The organism is Martinezella sp. CNPSo 3959, assembly GCF_057784355.1.
Genome location: NZ_JBXSOV010000015.1, coordinates 79426 through 94875, shown reverse-complemented (window position 1 = coordinate 94875; position 15450 = coordinate 79426). Strand labels below are relative to the sequence as shown.

The window sequence follows — 15450 nt, the reverse complement described above, 5'->3', positions numbered from 1 at the left end:
GGGCGTGATCCTCATCCTTCCTATAATCCAACCTAGCAGTTTTTGCTGCAGAGCAACATAACTACAATTGGTTCTTATCGATAAAAAACGCCGGAGAATCGCTTCCCCGGCATCAAGAATGATCTCGAAAGGTTAAAGTTCCTGAGCTCAGGCATCGGCGAGGAAGGTCTGGCGTTGGGTGCCAAGGCCCTCCATGCCGAGCTCGACGACATCGCCCGGCCTCAGGTACTGCGGCGGCTTCATGCCCATGCCGACGCCGGGAGGCGTGCCGGTGGAGATGACGTCGCCCGGATGCAGCGACATGAACTGGCTGAGATAGGAGACGAGGTAGGCAACGCCATAGACCATCGTCCTGGTCGAGCCATTCTGCATCATCTTGCCGTTGACTTTCAGCCACATGCCGAGATTCTGCGGATCAGCGATTTCATCCTTGGTCACGAGCCACGGGCCGATCGGGCCGAAGGTGTCGCAGGACTTGCCCTTGGTCCACTGCCCCGAACGCTCGGTCTGGAAGGCACGCTCGGAGACATCGTGGGAAACGCAGTAACCGGCGACATAATCAAGCGCATCGGCTTCGCTGACATATTTCGCCTTCTTGCCGATGACGACGCCGAGCTCGACTTCCCAGTCGGTCTTTTCCGAGCCGCGCGGGATCAGCACATTGTCGTTCGGACCGACGATAGCAGAGCTTGCCTTCATGAAGATGATCGGCTCCGGCGGCACGGTAGCGCCGGTTTCGGCAGCATGGTCGGAGAAGTTCAGGCCGATGCAGATGAACTTGCCGGTACCGGCGACGCAGGCGCCGAGGCGGCCTTCCGGCAACTCGGGCAGGCTCTTCGGATCGAGGGCCGCAATCTTTGCCAGACCTGCCGGCGAAATCGCCTCGCCGCCGATATCGGCGACATGGGCCGAGAGATCGCGGATCTTGCCGTCGCTATCCAGAAGCGCCGGCTTTTCCTTGCCGACTTCGCCAACACGCAACAGTTTCATGGATTTTCCTTCCCTGCATTTTCAAAGACGAGATCGATGACGTCATATATGAACGAGTTATTCACCAGTGTCATCAATCGATTTCCGAAAGCCTAGCATGGCTCGGCTCTCCGCGCTGGAAAAACAGCTTTTCTAGTTCGGGGATAATGACCTTGCGATGTCGACGATGACGTCAAAGGCCGTATTGATGTCTTCAGCCGTCGCCTCGAACTGGCCGGCCTGGAAGCGGATGACCAGCCGGCCGCCGACGCGGGTCTGCGTCAGGTAGATGCGGCCGTCATTGTTGATGGCATTGAGCAGTCGCTGCGTATGCTGTTCCTGATCGACTCCCGCAGGCGCCTTATGATCGAAGGAGAACAGCGACAGGAACGGCTCGGTGACAATTTCGAAATCCGGCTCTGCGGCTAGGCGCATCGCCAGATTCTGCGACCAGGACACATGGTTGCGGATCATCGTGCGCAATCCTTCCAGGCCGTGATAGCGCAACAAAAACCAGAGCTTCAGCGCACGGAAGCGGCGGCCGAGCGGCACGGACCATTCCGAGTAATTGATGATGCCATCATGGCCGTGCGTGCGCAGATACTCGGGCTGGATCGCCAGCGTGCGGACCAGCGTCTCCGGCTCACGAACGAACTGGACGGAGCAATCGAATTGCGCACCGAGCCATTTATGCGGGTTGAAGACGACGGAATCGGCCTGTTCGACGCCTTGCCACAGAGTGCGAAATTCCGGGCAGATCATCGCCGAGCCCGCCCACGCGGCATCGACATGGACATAGAGCCCATGCGCATGGGCGACCTCCACGAGGGCCGCGATATCGTCGCAGGCACCGACGCTGGTGCCGCCGACGCAGGCGATGACACCGGCGGGCAGCAACCCGGCCGCGCGATCGCGCTCGATCGCATCTGCAAGTGCTTTCGGATCCATGGCCTTGTTGGGACCGCCGGTGGGGATGCGCACCAGATTCTCATGGCCGATGCCAGCAATCCAGATGGCGCGGTCGATTGATGTGTGGACCTGATCCGTGGAATAGATGCGCACTGCCTTGTTGGCCGCAAGCCCGTTTTTGTTGCCCTGCCAGTCCAGCGCTCTTTCGCGCATGACCAGAACAGCGGCAAGGGTCGCGGTCGAGGCGGAATCCTGAATGACGCCCGTGAAGGTTTCAGGCAGGCCGAGGGCCTGGCGCAGCCAGTCAACGACCTTCGTTTCAAGTTCTGTTGCGGAGGGCGATGTCTGCCACAGCATGCATTGCGCGGCGATGGCGCTGACCAGATATTCGGCAACCACCGAGACGGGGGCGGCATTGGCAGGAAAATAGGCGAAAAAGCGCGGATGCTGCCAATGCGTCATGCCGGGCACCAGGATATTCTCAAAATCTTTGAAGATATCCTCCATGGCTTCGCCCGTTTCCGGCGGAGAATCGGCTATATGAGCCGCAATCTCGCCCGGCGCCATCTTCGCCCGGACCGGCCTGTCGCGAAGCGACGCACGATAATCCGCGCCCCAATTAGCCGCCTTCTCCGACCACTGGCGAAACTGCTCCCAATCCATGACGATCCTCCCTGCTCCATCGGACGGGCGGACCTTAGACCGGTTTCGATACTCGGTCGAGTATCAGAAAAGCTCGTCCAGCGCCGGCCCCAGCGGCACGATGCCTGTGGGATTGAGCGTCGAAATCGAGTAGTAGCCGCGCTTGATATGATCGAAGTCAACGGTTTCGGCAACACCTGGCCAATCGAACATCCGGCGGCAGAAAGACTGGAGGTTGGCATAGTCCGACAGCCGGCGCAGATTGCATTTGAACAGGCCGTGATAGGCGACATCGAAACGGACGAGGGTAACGAACAGCCTGATATCGCTCTCCGTCGGATTGGCGGCAAAGAGGAAATCCCTGCCCTCCAGCTCGGTTTCGATCTGATCAAGGCAATCGAAGACCTCGCTGAAGGCTTCTTCATAGGCGATCTGCGTCGTGGCGAAGCCCGTGCGATAGACGCCATTATTGAGAGCGGGATAGATCCGGGCATTGAAACTGTCGATTTCATCCCGCTTGCCGGCCGGATAGAGATCGATATCATTGCGGGCAAGATCGCCGAAGCCGTCATTCAGCATGCGCAGGATATCGGAGGATTCGTTGTTGACGATCGTGCCTTTCTGCTTGTCCCATAGGACCGGTACGGTGGCGCGGCCAGTAAACGTCGGATCAGCCTTGGTATAGATCTCATGCATGTGGCTGACACCGTTTATCGGATCGTTCGTCGCGCCGGGATAGTCGCCAAACTGCCAGCCCTGCTTGGACAACACGGGTTCAACGATGGAAACGGAAATGACCTCTTCCAGACCCTTCAGCTTGCGGCCAATCAGGGTACGTGAAGCCCAGGGGCAGATCAGAGCGACGTAAAGATGATAGCGGCCGGCCTCTGCTTTGAAACCGCCGTCACCCGTCGGTCCTGCACGACCATCGGGCGTGACCCAGTTGCGGAAGCTCGAAATCTGGCGAACGAAACCGCCCTTCTCATCCTTGGCCTGAACCGGCTGCCAATCCTCAGTCCATTTTCCATTTACCAGCAAGGCTCTATCTCCGCTCGCACGCGTTCCTATAGGGGCGAAGCATAGCGGAACAGAATTTCACGGGAATAACGCAAACTTGAAACAGACTGTCTACCTGGCGAATGCTGATGCCTCTATGTATCAAATGACGCATTTGCGATCAGGTTTATCGGAGAAATCCCATGGCGACATCCGTTTCCAACGTCAGGACCGACCATGCCAGCCGCTATCTCCAGCAGCTCTGCAAGCATTGGAGCCATCGCTTCAGCGTGGAATTCGATGCGGCTGCCGGCAGGGTGCCGTTCGGCGCGGAAAACTTCCTCGATCTGACGGCCGAGCCCGGCAACCTCGTCATGACACTGACGGTCGAGAAGCCCGAAGACCTCGAGCGCATGCAGAACGTCGTTGCCGACCACCTCAAGCGCTTCGCCTTCCGCGAGGAGCTCGACGTGAGCTGGACTGCCCGAGTTTAAGTTTCCATCCTCTATTTATAACCAGCCAACGGCGAGTTTCGATCGCCCGCGGCAGACGCTCACCAAGGAAAGAAGCCCTCATGACATCAAGCAATAGCCGCGAATCCCAATATCCGATCGACAAGCTCTTTCTCGACCGCTGGTCGCCGCGCGCCTTTTCCAACGAGACCCTGCCGGAAGCCGACCTGCTGACCATTCTGGAAGCGGCTCATTGGGCACCCTCCGCCTCGAACCTGCAGCCCTGGCGTTTCCTCTATGCTCTGCGCGGCTCAGAACATTGGGACCGGTTTTTGAGCGTCCTGATCGACTTCAATCAGGGCTGGGTGAAATCCGCTGGTGCGCTGCTTTTCGTCATTTCCCGCACTCACAGCGGCGAGCTTGGCTCCGCCGAGCAGAAGCCCAGCTACAGCCACTCCTTCGATGCTGGCGCGGCCTGGGGCTTCCTGGCCATCCAGGCGCATTTAGCCGGCTATGAAGCTCATGGCATGACGGGCTTCCACGTCGAAAAGGCATATGAGGTTCTCGGCATTCCGGATGGCTTCCGCGTCGAGGCTGCCGTTGCGATCGGCAAGATCGGCGACAAGAATCAACTTCCGGAAAAGCTGCGCGAGCGCGAAGTGCCGAGCCAGCGCAATCCGCTCTCTGGACTAGCCTTCAACGGCACCTTTATCGCCAAGTAATTGATAAAAAAGGAAAGGCCCGCCGAAACTATCCGGCGGGCCTTTTATGTCTTCGTCGAACGATCAGATGTCGAGATTGGCGACGTTCAGCGCGTTGTCCTGAATGAACTCGCGCCGCGGCTCGACCTCATCGCCCATGAGCCGGGCAAAGAGGCCGTCTGCATCGGTCGCATCCGTGACCCTCACCTGCAGCAGCGAGCGGACGTTCGGGTCGAGCGTCGTTTCCCAGAGCTGCTCGGCGTTCATTTCGCCGAGACCTTTATAACGCTGCAGCGTCAGCCCCTTGCGGCCGCCGGCGAAGATCGTGTCCAGCAGCTGGCGAGGGCCGGAAATCTCCGTCTCTCCATCGCGGCGAACGAGCTTTGGCGGTGTGACATAGACTTCCTTCAACCGCGCGCCGAGCTGATCGATAAGGCGGGCATCCTGCGAACCGATGAGCGCCATGTCGAGGAAGACGACTTCCTTGACGCCGCGTACGGTGCGCTCAAAGCGCAGGCCGCCCTCGCCCGTCACGGCGCCAGTCCAGCCGCGCTCGGTTTCCTCGGCGATGACATCAAGCCGCTTGGCGACATCATTGGCGAGCGCCTCCGCACGTGCGGGATCGCTGACCATTTCGGCGTTGAGAGCCCCCGCAATAGCGGCCTGTTCGACGACAGAGCGATTATAGCGGGAATGCAGATTGTCGATCAGCGTGCGCAGACGAAGCGCGTCATAGATCGCCTCGCGCAGATCCTGACCGGTACGGACCTCGCCGTTGCCGAGGCGCAGGCTCGCATCGTCCGTGCCCTGGCCGATCAGATATTCTTCCAGTGCCTTTTCGTCCTTGACATATTGCACCGACTTGCCGCGCGTCACCTTATAGAGCGGCGGCTGGGCGATATAGAGATGGCCGCGCTCGATGAGATCGGGCATTTGCCGGAAGAAGAAGGTCAGCAGCAGAGTGCGGATATGCGCGCCGTCGACGTCTGCGTCCGTCATGATGATGATCTTGTGATAGCGCAGCTTTTCGGCGTTGAATTCGTCCTTGCCGATGCCGGTGCCGAGTGCGGTGATCAGCGTGCCGATTTCCTGGCTCGACAGCATCTTGTCGAAGCGTGCGCGCTCGACGTTGAGGATCTTGCCACGCAGCGGCAGGATGGCCTGGTTTTCGCGCGAACGGCCCTGCTTGGCCGAACCGCCTGCCGAGTCGCCCTCGACGAGGAAGACCTCGGACTTGGCGGGATCGCGCTCCGAGCAGTCGGCAAGCTTGCCGGGGAGCGAGGCGATATCAAGCGCGCCCTTGCGGCGGGTCAATTCGCGGGCCTTGCGGGCCGCTTCGCGGGCAGCGGCGGCCTCGACGACCTTGCCGACCAGAACCTTGGCTTCGGACGGATGCTCTTCGAGCCACGTGCTGAGAGCTTCGTTAACCAGGCTCTCGACGACGGGGCGAACTTCGGAGGAAACCAGCTTGTCCTTGGTCTGCGACGAGAATTTCGGATCGGGAACCTTGACCGACAGCACGGCCGTCAGGCCTTCGCGGCAGTCGTCGCCGGTCAGCGTCACCTTTTCCTTCTTGGTAATGCCCGAGCTGTCCGCATAGGAGGTGATCTGGCGCGTCAGGGCGGCGCGGAAGCCGGCCATATGCGTGCCGCCATCGCGCTGCGGGATGTTGTTGGTGAAGCAGAGCACGTTTTCGTGGTAGCTGTCGTTCCACCACATCGCCACTTCGACGGTGATTCCGTCCTTTTCGCTACGGATCGACACCGGCTTCTGAACGAGTGGCTTCTTGGCGCGATCGAGATAGGAGACGAAGGCTTCCAGGCCGCCGTCGTAAAGCAACTCTTCCTGCCTGACGTCGGAATGACGCTTGTCGGTCAGAAGGATACGGACGCCGGAATTCAGAAAAGCGAGTTCGCGCAGACGATGCTCGAGCGTGCCGTAGTCGAACTCAATCATGGTGAAGGTTTCGGAGCTCGGCATGAAGCTGACTTCGGTGCCTGTCTCGTCGCCCGCATCACCCGTTTCCTTCAGCGGTGCATCCGCCACGCCATGGGTGAAGCTCATTTCATGGATCTTGCCCTGGCGGCGGATCTTCAGCTTTAGCCAGACAGACAGCGCATTGACGACCGAAACGCCGACGCCATGCAGACCGCCGGAAACCTTATAGGAATTCTGGTCGAACTTACCGCCGGCATGAAGCTGAGTCATGATAACCTCAGCCGCCGAAACACCTTCGCCGCTGTGAATATCCGTCGGGATGCCGCGGCCGTTATCGGTGACCGTGACCGAGCCGTCGGGATTGAGCGTCACCGTTACGATATCGGCATGGCCGGCCAAGGCTTCGTCAATGGCGTTGTCGACGACCTCATAGACCATATGATGCAGGCCCGAGCCGTCATCCGTGTCGCCGATATACATGCCGGGACGCTTACGCACCGCATCGAGTCCTTTCAGGACCTTGATGGAGTCTGCGCCATACTCGGCGTTGCCACCATTATCGGTTACGGATATGTCGGTCATATATTGAAGTCTTTCCAGTGTTTAGAGAACGCTGCCGATCCGTAGAGCACGATGCCGAAAAGTGTGAGCGGTTTTCGGACGACATCATGCTCCACTTCTTTGAGTTTAGAGCGGATTCAGATTTCAGGTCGTTTCGACCTAACATCATCCGACTCTAACGAATCAGCGGTTTTTCCTAGCCTGTATATAGGATGTTTCACCCTGAAGTTCCAAACGGAAGGCCCCGAAATCAGGTATAAAACAGGGGATTAAGGCGGTTTTCAGCCGGTTTTTCCGGCATTTTCCAGAACCTTCGAGAGTTCGCGGATCGTTGCCGCGTCAAGGCTGCGGATCTTGCCTGCCAAGTGATTGACAAAAGCCGTATATTCCGGCGAAAGCCCGGACGTGTCGACGACAACGCGGGGGTCGGAAAACCGCGCCAGCAGGAACAATTCCTCGGCCTCGTCCCAGATGATGTTGAAATAACCGGCAATGCGCTGCAGGAGATCGAAGGTCGGCAGGCCGCGCTTTCCGTGTTCCAAGGCGGATAAATAAGCCGGAGTCACGTTCAGCGCCGCCGCCATCTGCTTCTGCGAGACGCCCTTGCGCAGCCGCAGCTTGCGTACCGCTTCGCCGAAAGGGGTCAAAGCTTCTCCCCCTTCAGGCGCGATAGGCGGATATAAAGCGCGCCCTCGCCGCCGTGATGCTGCGCCGCCGTCTCGTAAGAGGAAATCAGAAAGCGGAATTCGGGCTTGGAAAACCAGAGCGGTACGGCACGCTTCAGCGCTCCTTCGCTGCCCATGGAGCTGCCCTTGCCTGTTATGACGAGCACATGGCGAAGGCCGCGGCTATGGGCGCGCAGCAGGAAATCAAGAAGCATGCCATGGGCCTCGCTCTGGATGAGGCCGTGAAGATCGATCCTGGCTTCGAGTGCCAGATGACCCCTAGCGATCTTGCGCTTGACGGGACGTTCGAGCGGATGATGGCGGCCGGCGGGCTGCTTTACAGGCGCGGGAGCTTCCGGTGTTTCCGCCGATACCGGCGCCGGCTTTGCCTTTGCGGCTCGGGTGCGTTCCTCGCTTTCGGCTTCCGCCTGCAGCGCCGCCTCGAAAGCCTCGATGTCAGCTATCCGGCCCGGCATAGGGCGCGTGCTCTTGGCGACCTTACCCCAGAGGATGCGGTCTTCCGTGCTGAGCTTTCGTTCCTTGTTCTGCCGTTCCGGGGCCATCAGCCAAACCTCTGCGCCGCCGCCTTCGGAATGAGTATATAAAAATCGGCGTCGTTGCGCACGGTGCCGGCGAGCTCCCCGGCATCGTAGCCGGAGCCGGTAAAGATATCGCCACGCGCCGGCCCGACGATCGCCGAGCCCGTATCGAGCGCCAGCATCAGCCGGGCGAAGGGCTTGCCGGCGTCGAGGTGCGTCAGGCTTTCCGAACGGATGAAGAAGGGAAAACCGAAGGTGTGGATAAGCCTGTCGACCGCAAGAGAACGGCCAGCCACCAGCGGCACCTTCGCCGCTGCAATCGGCCCAAGAGCCGGGTCGCTAACATCGGCCTCGCGGAAGAAGATATAGGATCGATTGTGCCAGAGGACTTCATCGACCTGCTCGGGGTGCGCGTAAAGCCAGTCGCGGATCGTCTGCATGGAAATCGTTGCGCGATCCAGCAACCCGCGGTCGATGAGCAGGCGCCCGACCGCCGAAAAGGGATGACCGGCCTTGGCGGCATAGGTGATGCGGCCGAGACGCCCGTCTGGATAGCGCAGACGTGCCGCGCCCTGCACATGTACGAAGAAGATATCGACCTTGGATTTCGCCCACACGATCTCCAGGCCCTTGCCTTCGAGATAGCCGCGATCGATTTCGCCGCGGTCGGGATAGGCGGAAATCGAACCGTTCTCAAGCCTGCCGAACATGTAGGACGGATCGAGCTGGGCAGGACGATTGCTGTCATCGAGATCGATGAGATCGTCCGGGCGGCGATAAAAGGGATAGCGGTAGATCTCGTTAGGCTCGGCGGAGACTTCGATTTCCGGCTCGTAGAAGGCTGTCACGAAGCCGGCCGCGCCGCTATCGCGGCGAATGAAAAAGGGCTGACAGCGTTCCTCAAAGAAAGCCCGGGCTTCGGCCGCATCGCGCGGTTCCTTGCCTTCCGCCGCTTCGAGGAGCGTCAGGAGATCATCGGCTGTCAGTCCCACCGCACCCGTGCGATAGGGCTTCACATTGCGGATATGGGTGCGACAGTCTTTCATCGCGCGAAAAAGGCTGGAAGGATCGTCGTCCTCCCAGCCCTTCAGATCGGCGAAGGTTGCCGGCTCCAGCCTGAAATCCTGCGATAGGCTCGTCATTGTTCCGATTCGGTCGCCACAAGTTTCCAGTTCGGATCGCGCGAACGCGTGTCGCGGGCGAAGGTCCAGAGATCGCTGACCTCGGCTACGGCTTCGGCATCGCCATCGATCAAAGTGCCCGCCTTGTCGTAGGTAGCCGAGATCATCTGGCTGACGATGCGCATGGTGATGAGGACATCCGTTCCCTTTACCTCGACGGTGACGATATCGGCCTTGTCGATACCGACAAAGGTGGACTTCACCTTTTCGCCCCTGGCTTCGCGTTCGGCGATGGCGGCATCGAAGCCCTCGTAGACCTCGCGCGACAGCAGCCCTTTCAGTGACTTGCGATCGCCCTCGGCAAAGGCCATGACGATCATCTCATAGGCCATGCGGGCACCGTTGACGAATTCCTTGGGATTGAAGGAAGGATCCGCCTTGCTTACGTCGCGCAGCGAATCATTGAGCGGCGTGCCGGCCGGGGTAAAGGCATCGATGGCAGCAAAACGATCTTCCTCTTCGGTCCCATCGCGCCGCGGCAAGGTCACCACCTTGCCGGCATCCGGTGCCGTTGGGCCATTGGCCGGATCTGCGGAACCATAGAGATCGCGCGGCGGCTTCTCATTCCCCGTGCGGCGGCCGAGAACGCTGCGCAGCTGAAAGAAGATCAGCACCGCTGCCACCAGGAAAAAGATCGTCACAAAATCGTTTGCACCCATCTCGTATCGGAACCACCGTTAAAATTAAAAGATCAATCCCCATATAGTCCGCATCGATCTATCATTCAAATAGCGGACCGGTTTCTTTATTATACGCGCGAAACCAACGCTTACGTGAAGAAACCCCGCTCTCAGGACCACCGTAACATGCGCCTATCACTTCTTCCTATCTTCGTCTTTCTGATGCCTCTGGCTGAAATTGCCGGATTCATCGTCGTTGGAAAGATGATCGGCGTCTGGGCGACACTGGGGCTCGTCATCCTCAGCGTGCTGCTCGGTGCAGCTCTCTTGAGAATCCAGGGCATCGGCATTCTACAGCGCATTTCGGCCGAAAGTCGTAATGGCGGCGATCCCGGCCGCGAGATGGTGCATGGCGCCATGATCGTCGTTGCCGCCTTCTTCCTGATGCTGCCCGGCTTCATCTCTGATATCATCGGCCTGCTGCTCTTCATCCCTGCCGTACGCGATCTCGCCTGGCAGGTTTTGCGCAAGCGCATCGTCGTTGTCGGCAATTCGCGGGCGTTCCGCCGCGGGCAAGGCCCGGGCGCCGGACCGCAGAGCCGGCCGAACAAACCCGGAAACGTCGTCGATCTCGATGAAGGCGATTTCCATCGGGAACCAAACCGCAACTCGCCCTGGTCGGACCAAAAGCGGCTGGAAGACTAGAGAACGGCCTCCGGAGCGCCGGAGCCATAAGGGTTGTAAGCCCCTTTTCTAAATGCTAGATGGCGACACCCATCGAGACGTGAGAGGACACCCCCATGGCCAACGAGACCAACGGCAACGGTGCTGCCAGCCCGAGCCTCAGCATCCTTGCTCAGTACACCAAGGATCTTTCCTTCGAAAATCCGGGTGCTCCGCGCTCGCTCCAGGCCCGGGAAAATGCTCCGGACATCAATATCAATGTGAATGTCAACGCCAACCCGCTGTCGGATTCCGATTTCGACGTCGTGCTGACGCTGAGCGCCGAAGCCAAGGATGGCGAGCGCGTTCTCTTTCACACCGAGCTGGTTTATGGCGGCGTCTTCCGCGTCACCGGTTTCCCGCAGGAACACATGCTGCCGCTGCTCTTCATCGAATGCCCGCGCCTGCTGTTCCCCTTCGCACGCCAGATCATCGCCGACGTCACGCGCAATGGCGGCTTCCCGCCGCTGATGATCGACCCGATCGATTTCGCGCAGATGTTCACGCAGCGCATGGCCGAAGAACAGGCCCGCGCCCAGGTTTCGGCCGTTCCGAACTGAGCCTGAATTTCCCTTTTCCTAGAAACGAAAATGCCCGGATCGCACGTCCGGGCATTTTCTTTTGATACTTTGAAAAGCTGCTCTATTCGGAAGCGCTGTATTTCGACCAGATTCCCTTCGTGCCGAGCTTGGCGACCAGCGCCGCATGAGCCGCGAGTTCTTCCTCAGTCAAGCGACTCGGCAACGGAGCGGGCCGTGCCAGGATGTCGACAACGACTTCCTCCGCGACATCGTTCTGGCGCGAGCGCGCCGATGAGCCGTTGACACTGCCAAGCCCAAGGGCCGTCTGCCGGCCGCCGATCATCTCGATATAGACTTCGGCCAGCAGTTCGGAGTCGAGCAGCGCGCCGTGTTTCGTACGGTGCGAGTTGTCTATGCCGTAGCGACGGCAAAGAGCATCGAGCGAATTCGGACCCATCGGATGTTTGCGCCGGGCCATGGCCAAAGTATCGATCACCATGTCGGGCAGGATCGGCGGCCGGCCTAGCCTTGCGAATTCGGCATTGACGAAGCCCATGTCGAAGGTGGCGTTGTGCGCGATCCATTTGGCATCGCCGAAGAAGTTGAGAATCTTGTCGGCGACCTCTTCGAAAGGCGGCTTGTCCTTCAGCGATTCATCGGTGATGCCGTGCACCGCGAGCGCATCCGGATGCACCTTGCGGTCACCCGGATTGATATAGAGGTGTAGCGTGTTTCCTGTCGGGAAATGATTGATGAGCTCGATACCGCCAATTTCGATGATACGGTCGGCCCTGTTGTCGAGGCCCGTGGTTTCCGTATCGAAAATGATTTCGCGCATATCGAAACTCCGCTTTCCTATGGCTTGTTCTGCTGTTTGCGCCGCAGATCCGCAATAATCTCTCTGACCTGTTCGCCGGCCGTCTCGATACTTCCGCCGGTATCGATGACGTAATCGGCGCGCGCCCGCTTTTCCACATCCGGCGTCTGGCGGGAGAGAATCATGTTGAATTTTTCCTCCGTCATGCCCGGTCGGGCAAGCACCCTCTCCCGCTGAATCTGTGGATCGCAGCTGACGACAACGATCTTATCCACTCGTTTGTCGGCGCCGGTTTCGAAGAGCAGAGGGATATCCAGCACAACCATGCCGGCGCCGGCCTTGCGTTGACGTTCCAGGAACTGACGTTCGCGTTCGCGCACCAGCGGATGAACGATGGCCTCGAGACGCTTGAAACCGGAGGGATCGCCGGCAAGCTTTCGGCTGAGCTCCTGTCGATCGACCTTGCCGTCGATGGTCGTTCCCGGAAAGGAAGCCTCGACCAGCGGCACGGCTTCGCCACTATAGAGATCATGCACGACCGCATCGGAATCGTTCACCGGTATTCCGGCTTCAGCGAAAAGTTTTGCCGAGGTCGATTTTCCCATGCCGATCGATCCGGTGAGCCCGATCTTGATCATATTAGTGCTTTTCCATGTCGGCGATGATCAATGTCCTCAAGGTTTCATCGACCACCGGCCGTTTTCCGAACCATTTTTCGAAGCCCGGCACGGCCTGATGCAGCAGCATGCCGAGGCCATCGACGATGGCGAAGCCCTGTTCCTGGGCCTGGGTGAGAAGCGGCGTCTTCAGCGGTACATAGACAATGTCGGTGACGACGGCGCCTTCTGCAAGAGTAGAAAAATCGATGCGGGGCGCTGCTTCGCCGTCCATGCCGAGCGATGTCGTATTGATAAAAAGACCGGCGCCCTGCATGACCTCGCCGAGTGCGGCCATCGGATGGGCATGGATCCGGTCGCCGAAGCGATCCGCCAATTCCTGCGCCCGCTCGACCGTGCGGTTGACCACATGAATTTCCTTGAAGCCGCGGTCGCGCACCGCCTGGATCACGGCGCGGCTGGCACCCCCTGCCCCGAGGATGACGGCACGATCGCTGCGATCCCAGCCAGGGTGACGCTCGTCGAGGTTTGCCGTAAAGCCGCGGCTATCGGTGTTCGTTGCATGCAGCTCGCCGCCCTCGAGCCACAGGGTGTTGGACGCGCCCAATTCTTCCGAAAGTTCGTCAGGCCGATCAGCGAGTTTGAATGCCGCTTCCTTATGGGGGATGGTGACGTTGCCGCCGACGAAGCCGCTGGTGCCGTCCTTCAAGGATGCAATGAAGGCTTCGAAAGCTTCTACTGGAACTTCGTGGGCACGATAGCTGCCGGCCAGACCAAGCTGCTTCAGCCAGTAACCATGGATCAGCGGCGAGCGCGAATGCTTGACCGGATAACCCGTTACAAAAGCGTTTACGCTTTGTGTTTCACGTGAATCATCCATCGATCGTCCCCAACTCTCGCAGTTTTTCCAGAAGCGGCAGCATCGGCAATCCGAGGATGGTGAAGTAATCGCCGTCGATTTTGGAGAAGAGCTGGATGCCTTCGCCTTCCAGCTGATAGGCGCCGACGCTCGACAAAGCCTTATCGCCGACCCGGCCCAGATGGCGGTGAATGAAATCGGCCGACAATTCCCGCATGGTCAGATCGGCGTGAGACACATGCTCCCATATAATGTCGCCCTTGCGTGCGAGCGCGATGGCGCTGTTCAGCCGATGCGTCTTTCCGGACAAGGTCCGCAGATGATTTTCCGCATCGGCTATCGACTTCGGCTTGTGGAAGACCTGGGCACCCAACGACATGGTCTGATCGGAACCGATGACGAGCGAGGCGGGAAAGCGATCGCTCACCTCTTTTGCCTTCGCCTTCGCCAGCACGAGCGCGACCGCATCCGGGCTAGCTCCACCCAGTTCCAGCGGTGCTTCGATCGCGCGCTCATCGATATCGGCAGCGATCGCCTGAAAATGCAATCCGGCGTTTTCCATCAGCATCCGCCGAAATGGACTGGAGGATGCAAGGATAAGGGGCGAGGTCATGACAGCTGCCTCCGAGATAGTCATGGGGAGCGCTTAGCGCAGCTTGGGTCGCAGGGCAACAATGGCGGCGGCGGTCTCTTCGATGGAACGGCGTGTGACATCGATGATCGGCCAGTTGTGCCTGGCGCAAAGCGAGCGGGCATATTTCAGCTCTTCGGAGATCGCAGCCCGATCGGTGTAGTCGCCTCGATCGAAGCCGGGCGTCGTGCCGAGGATGCGGTTTTCGCGAACCTGCGAGATACGGTCGGTCGTCGCGACAAGTCCGACGATCAAGGGCTTCGTCGCCCTGGCAAGGCTTTCCGGCAACGGCACGCCATAGACGATCGGAATGTTTGCTGTCTTGATGCCGCGGTTGGCCAGATAAATGCTCGTCGGCGTTTTCGAGGTGCGGCTGATACCGATTATGACGACGTCGGCGTCGTCATAATCATCGGGCATCTGGCCATCATCGTGATCCATGGTGAAGTTCAGCGCTTCGATGCGGGCAAAATAGTCCGCATTCATCACATGCTGCGCGCCGACGCGGCGGCGCGAGACCGTGCCGAGATAGGTCTGGAACACGTTCATCACCGGCTCGAGAACATTGACTGACGGTACGCCCATCTCCCTGCAGCGCTCGGCGATGAAATCGGCAAGTTCTCGATCGACGATCGTATAGAGGACGATACCCGGGCTGTGGTCGATCGCCTCCAAGACAGGCAGAAGCTGCTTGCGGTTTCTGATCAGCGGATAGACGTGCTCGATCGGCTGGCTGGCATGGAATTGCACGGAGGCGGCGCGGCCGGCCGAAATGAGAGTCTCGCCCGTTGAGTCAGAAATCAGGTGCAGATGAAAGAAGCTCGTCCGGTTTTCCACGCTACTTTCCATCACCTGTTGATATCTCGGGAGAAAAGAGAGGTACGAGAAGGGGGCTATCTAGGGCAAGTGGAAAACGGCCGAGTTTTCCACATTTGGAATTTTCGAGAGAAGGCTTTCGCAGCGGCTGTGGGCAATGTGGACAAGATTGGCAACAGCTCGCTCATCCCCGACTTGTCCCCAGATGGGGAAGAGCCAAATTTCTCTTCAACCTCCTCAAAAGATTGAAAAATCGCCTTTCTTTTCCACATATCGGCTTGTGATCTCGAAAT

17 protein-coding genes are annotated in these 15450 nt (G+C 59.2%); 4 read left to right on the top strand and 13 right to left on the bottom strand.

All coding sequences use genetic code 11. The features are described 5' to 3' along the window. Positions 1–147: 147 nt before the first annotated feature. The 3 genes from AC13RE_RS24540 to AC13RE_RS24530 all read right to left on the bottom strand — a co-directional run bounded on the left by AC13RE_RS24540 (position 148) and on the right by AC13RE_RS24530 (position 3558). Positions 148–990 (bottom strand): fumarylacetoacetate hydrolase family protein, encoded by an 843-nt coding sequence (locus tag AC13RE_RS24540; protein ID WP_015338182.1) that lies wholly within the window; start codon positions 988–990, stop codon positions 148–150. Positions 991–1122: 132 nt separating this feature from the next. Further along, positions 1123–2541, bottom strand: a complete 1419-nt coding sequence (locus AC13RE_RS24535; protein ID WP_488564859.1) for a pyridoxal phosphate-dependent decarboxylase family protein — start codon at positions 2539–2541, stop codon at positions 1123–1125. A 63-nt stretch (positions 2542–2604) separates the two neighbouring features. After that, positions 2605–3558 (bottom strand): glutathione S-transferase family protein, encoded by a 954-nt coding sequence (locus tag AC13RE_RS24530; RefSeq protein ID WP_132719624.1) that lies wholly within the window; start codon positions 3556–3558, stop codon positions 2605–2607. Positions 3559–3719: 161 nt separating this feature from the next. On the opposite strand from AC13RE_RS24530, the gene AC13RE_RS24525 reads away from it, so the two are divergent. Both AC13RE_RS24525 and AC13RE_RS24520 read left to right on the top strand, forming a co-directional pair. After that, positions 3720–4010: a DUF2218 domain-containing protein gene (locus tag AC13RE_RS24525; RefSeq protein WP_488564858.1), complete on the top strand. Its 291-nt coding sequence runs from the start codon at positions 3720–3722 to the stop codon at positions 4008–4010. 80 nt (positions 4011–4090) lie between these two features. Continuing rightward, on the top strand, positions 4091–4690 hold the full coding sequence (locus AC13RE_RS24520) for a nitroreductase family protein (protein WP_015338178.1): 600 nt from the start codon (positions 4091–4093) through the stop codon (positions 4688–4690). Between the two features lie 63 nt (positions 4691–4753). On the opposite strand, the gene gyrB is transcribed toward AC13RE_RS24520, so the two are convergent. From gyrB to AC13RE_RS24495, 5 genes are all read right to left on the bottom strand, one after another. Continuing rightward, the gene (gene gyrB / locus AC13RE_RS24515; protein WP_488564857.1) at positions 4754–7189 is read right to left on the bottom strand and encodes a DNA topoisomerase (ATP-hydrolyzing) subunit B; all 2436 of its coding nucleotides are present in this window, start codon (positions 7187–7189) and stop codon (positions 4754–4756) included. A gap of 260 nt (positions 7190–7449) precedes the next feature. Beyond that, positions 7450–7815 carry a helix-turn-helix domain-containing protein gene (locus AC13RE_RS24510; RefSeq protein ID WP_069613918.1) on the bottom strand — a complete coding sequence of 122 codons (366 nt, stop codon included), beginning with the start codon at positions 7813–7815 and terminating at the stop codon, positions 7450–7452. After that, positions 7812–8396 carry a Smr/MutS family protein gene (locus AC13RE_RS24505; RefSeq protein WP_488564856.1) on the bottom strand — a complete coding sequence of 195 codons (585 nt, stop codon included), beginning with the start codon at positions 8394–8396 and terminating at the stop codon, positions 7812–7814. The genes AC13RE_RS24510 and AC13RE_RS24505 overlap by 4 nt, the downstream gene beginning before the upstream one ends. After that, positions 8396–9514, bottom strand: coding sequence for a murein transglycosylase A (gene mltA / locus AC13RE_RS24500; RefSeq protein ID WP_488564855.1), 1119 nt, complete (start codon positions 9512–9514; stop codon positions 8396–8398). Before mltA ends, AC13RE_RS24505 begins: the two co-directional genes overlap by 1 nt. Next, positions 9511–10212 (bottom strand): Tim44/TimA family putative adaptor protein, encoded by a 702-nt coding sequence (locus tag AC13RE_RS24495; protein ID WP_488564854.1) that lies wholly within the window; start codon positions 10210–10212, stop codon positions 9511–9513. Before AC13RE_RS24495 ends, mltA begins: the two co-directional genes overlap by 4 nt. 147 nt (positions 10213–10359) lie before the next feature. Between AC13RE_RS24495 and AC13RE_RS24490 the strand changes: the two genes are divergently transcribed. Together AC13RE_RS24490 and secB are read left to right on the top strand one after the other, a co-directional pair. Beyond that, complete coding sequence (locus tag AC13RE_RS24490; protein WP_183875069.1) at positions 10360–10878, top strand: FxsA family protein; 519 nt, start codon at positions 10360–10362, stop codon at positions 10876–10878. A 95-nt stretch (positions 10879–10973) separates the two neighbouring features. Then, the gene (gene secB / locus AC13RE_RS24485) at positions 10974–11456 is read left to right on the top strand and encodes a protein-export chaperone SecB (protein WP_069613913.1); all 483 of its coding nucleotides are present in this window, start codon (positions 10974–10976) and stop codon (positions 11454–11456) included. Between the two features lie 82 nt (positions 11457–11538). Here secB and dnaQ read toward each other — a convergent pair whose 3' ends face one another. Genes dnaQ through AC13RE_RS24460 form a run of 5 tightly spaced genes read right to left on the bottom strand, consistent with a single transcriptional unit; the run spans position 11539 to position 15178 of the window. Beyond that, the gene (dnaQ, locus tag AC13RE_RS24480; RefSeq protein WP_132719637.1) at positions 11539–12255 is read right to left on the bottom strand and encodes a DNA polymerase III subunit epsilon; all 717 of its coding nucleotides are present in this window, start codon (positions 12253–12255) and stop codon (positions 11539–11541) included. A 17-nt stretch (positions 12256–12272) separates the two neighbouring features. Further along, the gene (gene coaE, locus AC13RE_RS24475) at positions 12273–12872 is read right to left on the bottom strand and encodes a dephospho-CoA kinase (RefSeq protein ID WP_488564853.1); all 600 of its coding nucleotides are present in this window, start codon (positions 12870–12872) and stop codon (positions 12273–12275) included. Position 12873: 1 nt separating this feature from the next. Continuing rightward, the gene (locus AC13RE_RS24470; protein ID WP_488564852.1) at positions 12874–13731 is read right to left on the bottom strand and encodes a shikimate dehydrogenase; all 858 of its coding nucleotides are present in this window, start codon (positions 13729–13731) and stop codon (positions 12874–12876) included. Beyond that, entirely contained in the window at positions 13724–14323 is a 600-nt protein-coding gene (locus AC13RE_RS24465) for a Maf-like protein (protein WP_132719643.1), read from the bottom strand. Before AC13RE_RS24465 ends, AC13RE_RS24470 begins: the two co-directional genes overlap by 8 nt. A gap of 33 nt (positions 14324–14356) precedes the next feature. Then, a complete protein-coding gene (locus AC13RE_RS24460; RefSeq protein ID WP_132719645.1) occupies positions 14357–15178 on the bottom strand; it encodes a pyruvate, water dikinase regulatory protein in 822 nt (273 codons plus the stop codon). Between the last annotated feature and the right edge of the window lie 272 nt (positions 15179–15450).

Bases quoted from the DNA above. Each gene is read 5' to 3' on its own strand.
- gyrB (WP_488564857.1), bottom strand. From the start codon at position 7,189: ATGACCGACATATCCGTAACCGATAATGGTGGCAACGCCGAGTATGGC.
- dnaQ (WP_132719637.1), bottom strand. From the start codon at position 12,255: ATGCGCGAAATCATTTTCGATACGGAAACCACGGGCCTCGACAACAGG.
- mltA (WP_488564855.1), bottom strand. From the start codon at position 9,514: ATGACGAGCCTATCGCAGGATTTCAGGCTGGAGCCGGCAACCTTCGCC.
- AC13RE_RS24525 (WP_488564858.1), top strand. From the start codon at position 3,720: ATGGCGACATCCGTTTCCAACGTCAGGACCGACCATGCCAGCCGCTAT.
- AC13RE_RS24490 (WP_183875069.1), top strand. From the start codon at position 10,360: ATGCGCCTATCACTTCTTCCTATCTTCGTCTTTCTGATGCCTCTGGCT.
- AC13RE_RS24465 (WP_132719643.1), bottom strand. From the start codon at position 14,323: ATGACCTCGCCCCTTATCCTTGCATCCTCCAGTCCATTTCGGCGGATG.
- coaE (WP_488564853.1), bottom strand. From the start codon at position 12,872: ATGATCAAGATCGGGCTCACCGGATCGATCGGCATGGGAAAATCGACC.
- AC13RE_RS24470 (WP_488564852.1), bottom strand. From the start codon at position 13,731: ATGGATGATTCACGTGAAACACAAAGCGTAAACGCTTTTGTAACGGGT.
- AC13RE_RS24495 (WP_488564854.1), bottom strand. From the start codon at position 10,212: ATGGGTGCAAACGATTTTGTGACGATCTTTTTCCTGGTGGCAGCGGTG.
- AC13RE_RS24540 (WP_015338182.1), bottom strand. From the start codon at position 990: ATGAAACTGTTGCGTGTTGGCGAAGTCGGCAAGGAAAAGCCGGCGCTT.
- AC13RE_RS24520 (WP_015338178.1), top strand. From the start codon at position 4,091: ATGACATCAAGCAATAGCCGCGAATCCCAATATCCGATCGACAAGCTC.
- secB (WP_069613913.1), top strand. From the start codon at position 10,974: ATGGCCAACGAGACCAACGGCAACGGTGCTGCCAGCCCGAGCCTCAGC.
- AC13RE_RS24535 (WP_488564859.1), bottom strand. From the start codon at position 2,541: ATGGATTGGGAGCAGTTTCGCCAGTGGTCGGAGAAGGCGGCTAATTGG.
- AC13RE_RS24505 (WP_488564856.1), bottom strand. From the start codon at position 8,396: ATGGCCCCGGAACGGCAGAACAAGGAACGAAAGCTCAGCACGGAAGAC.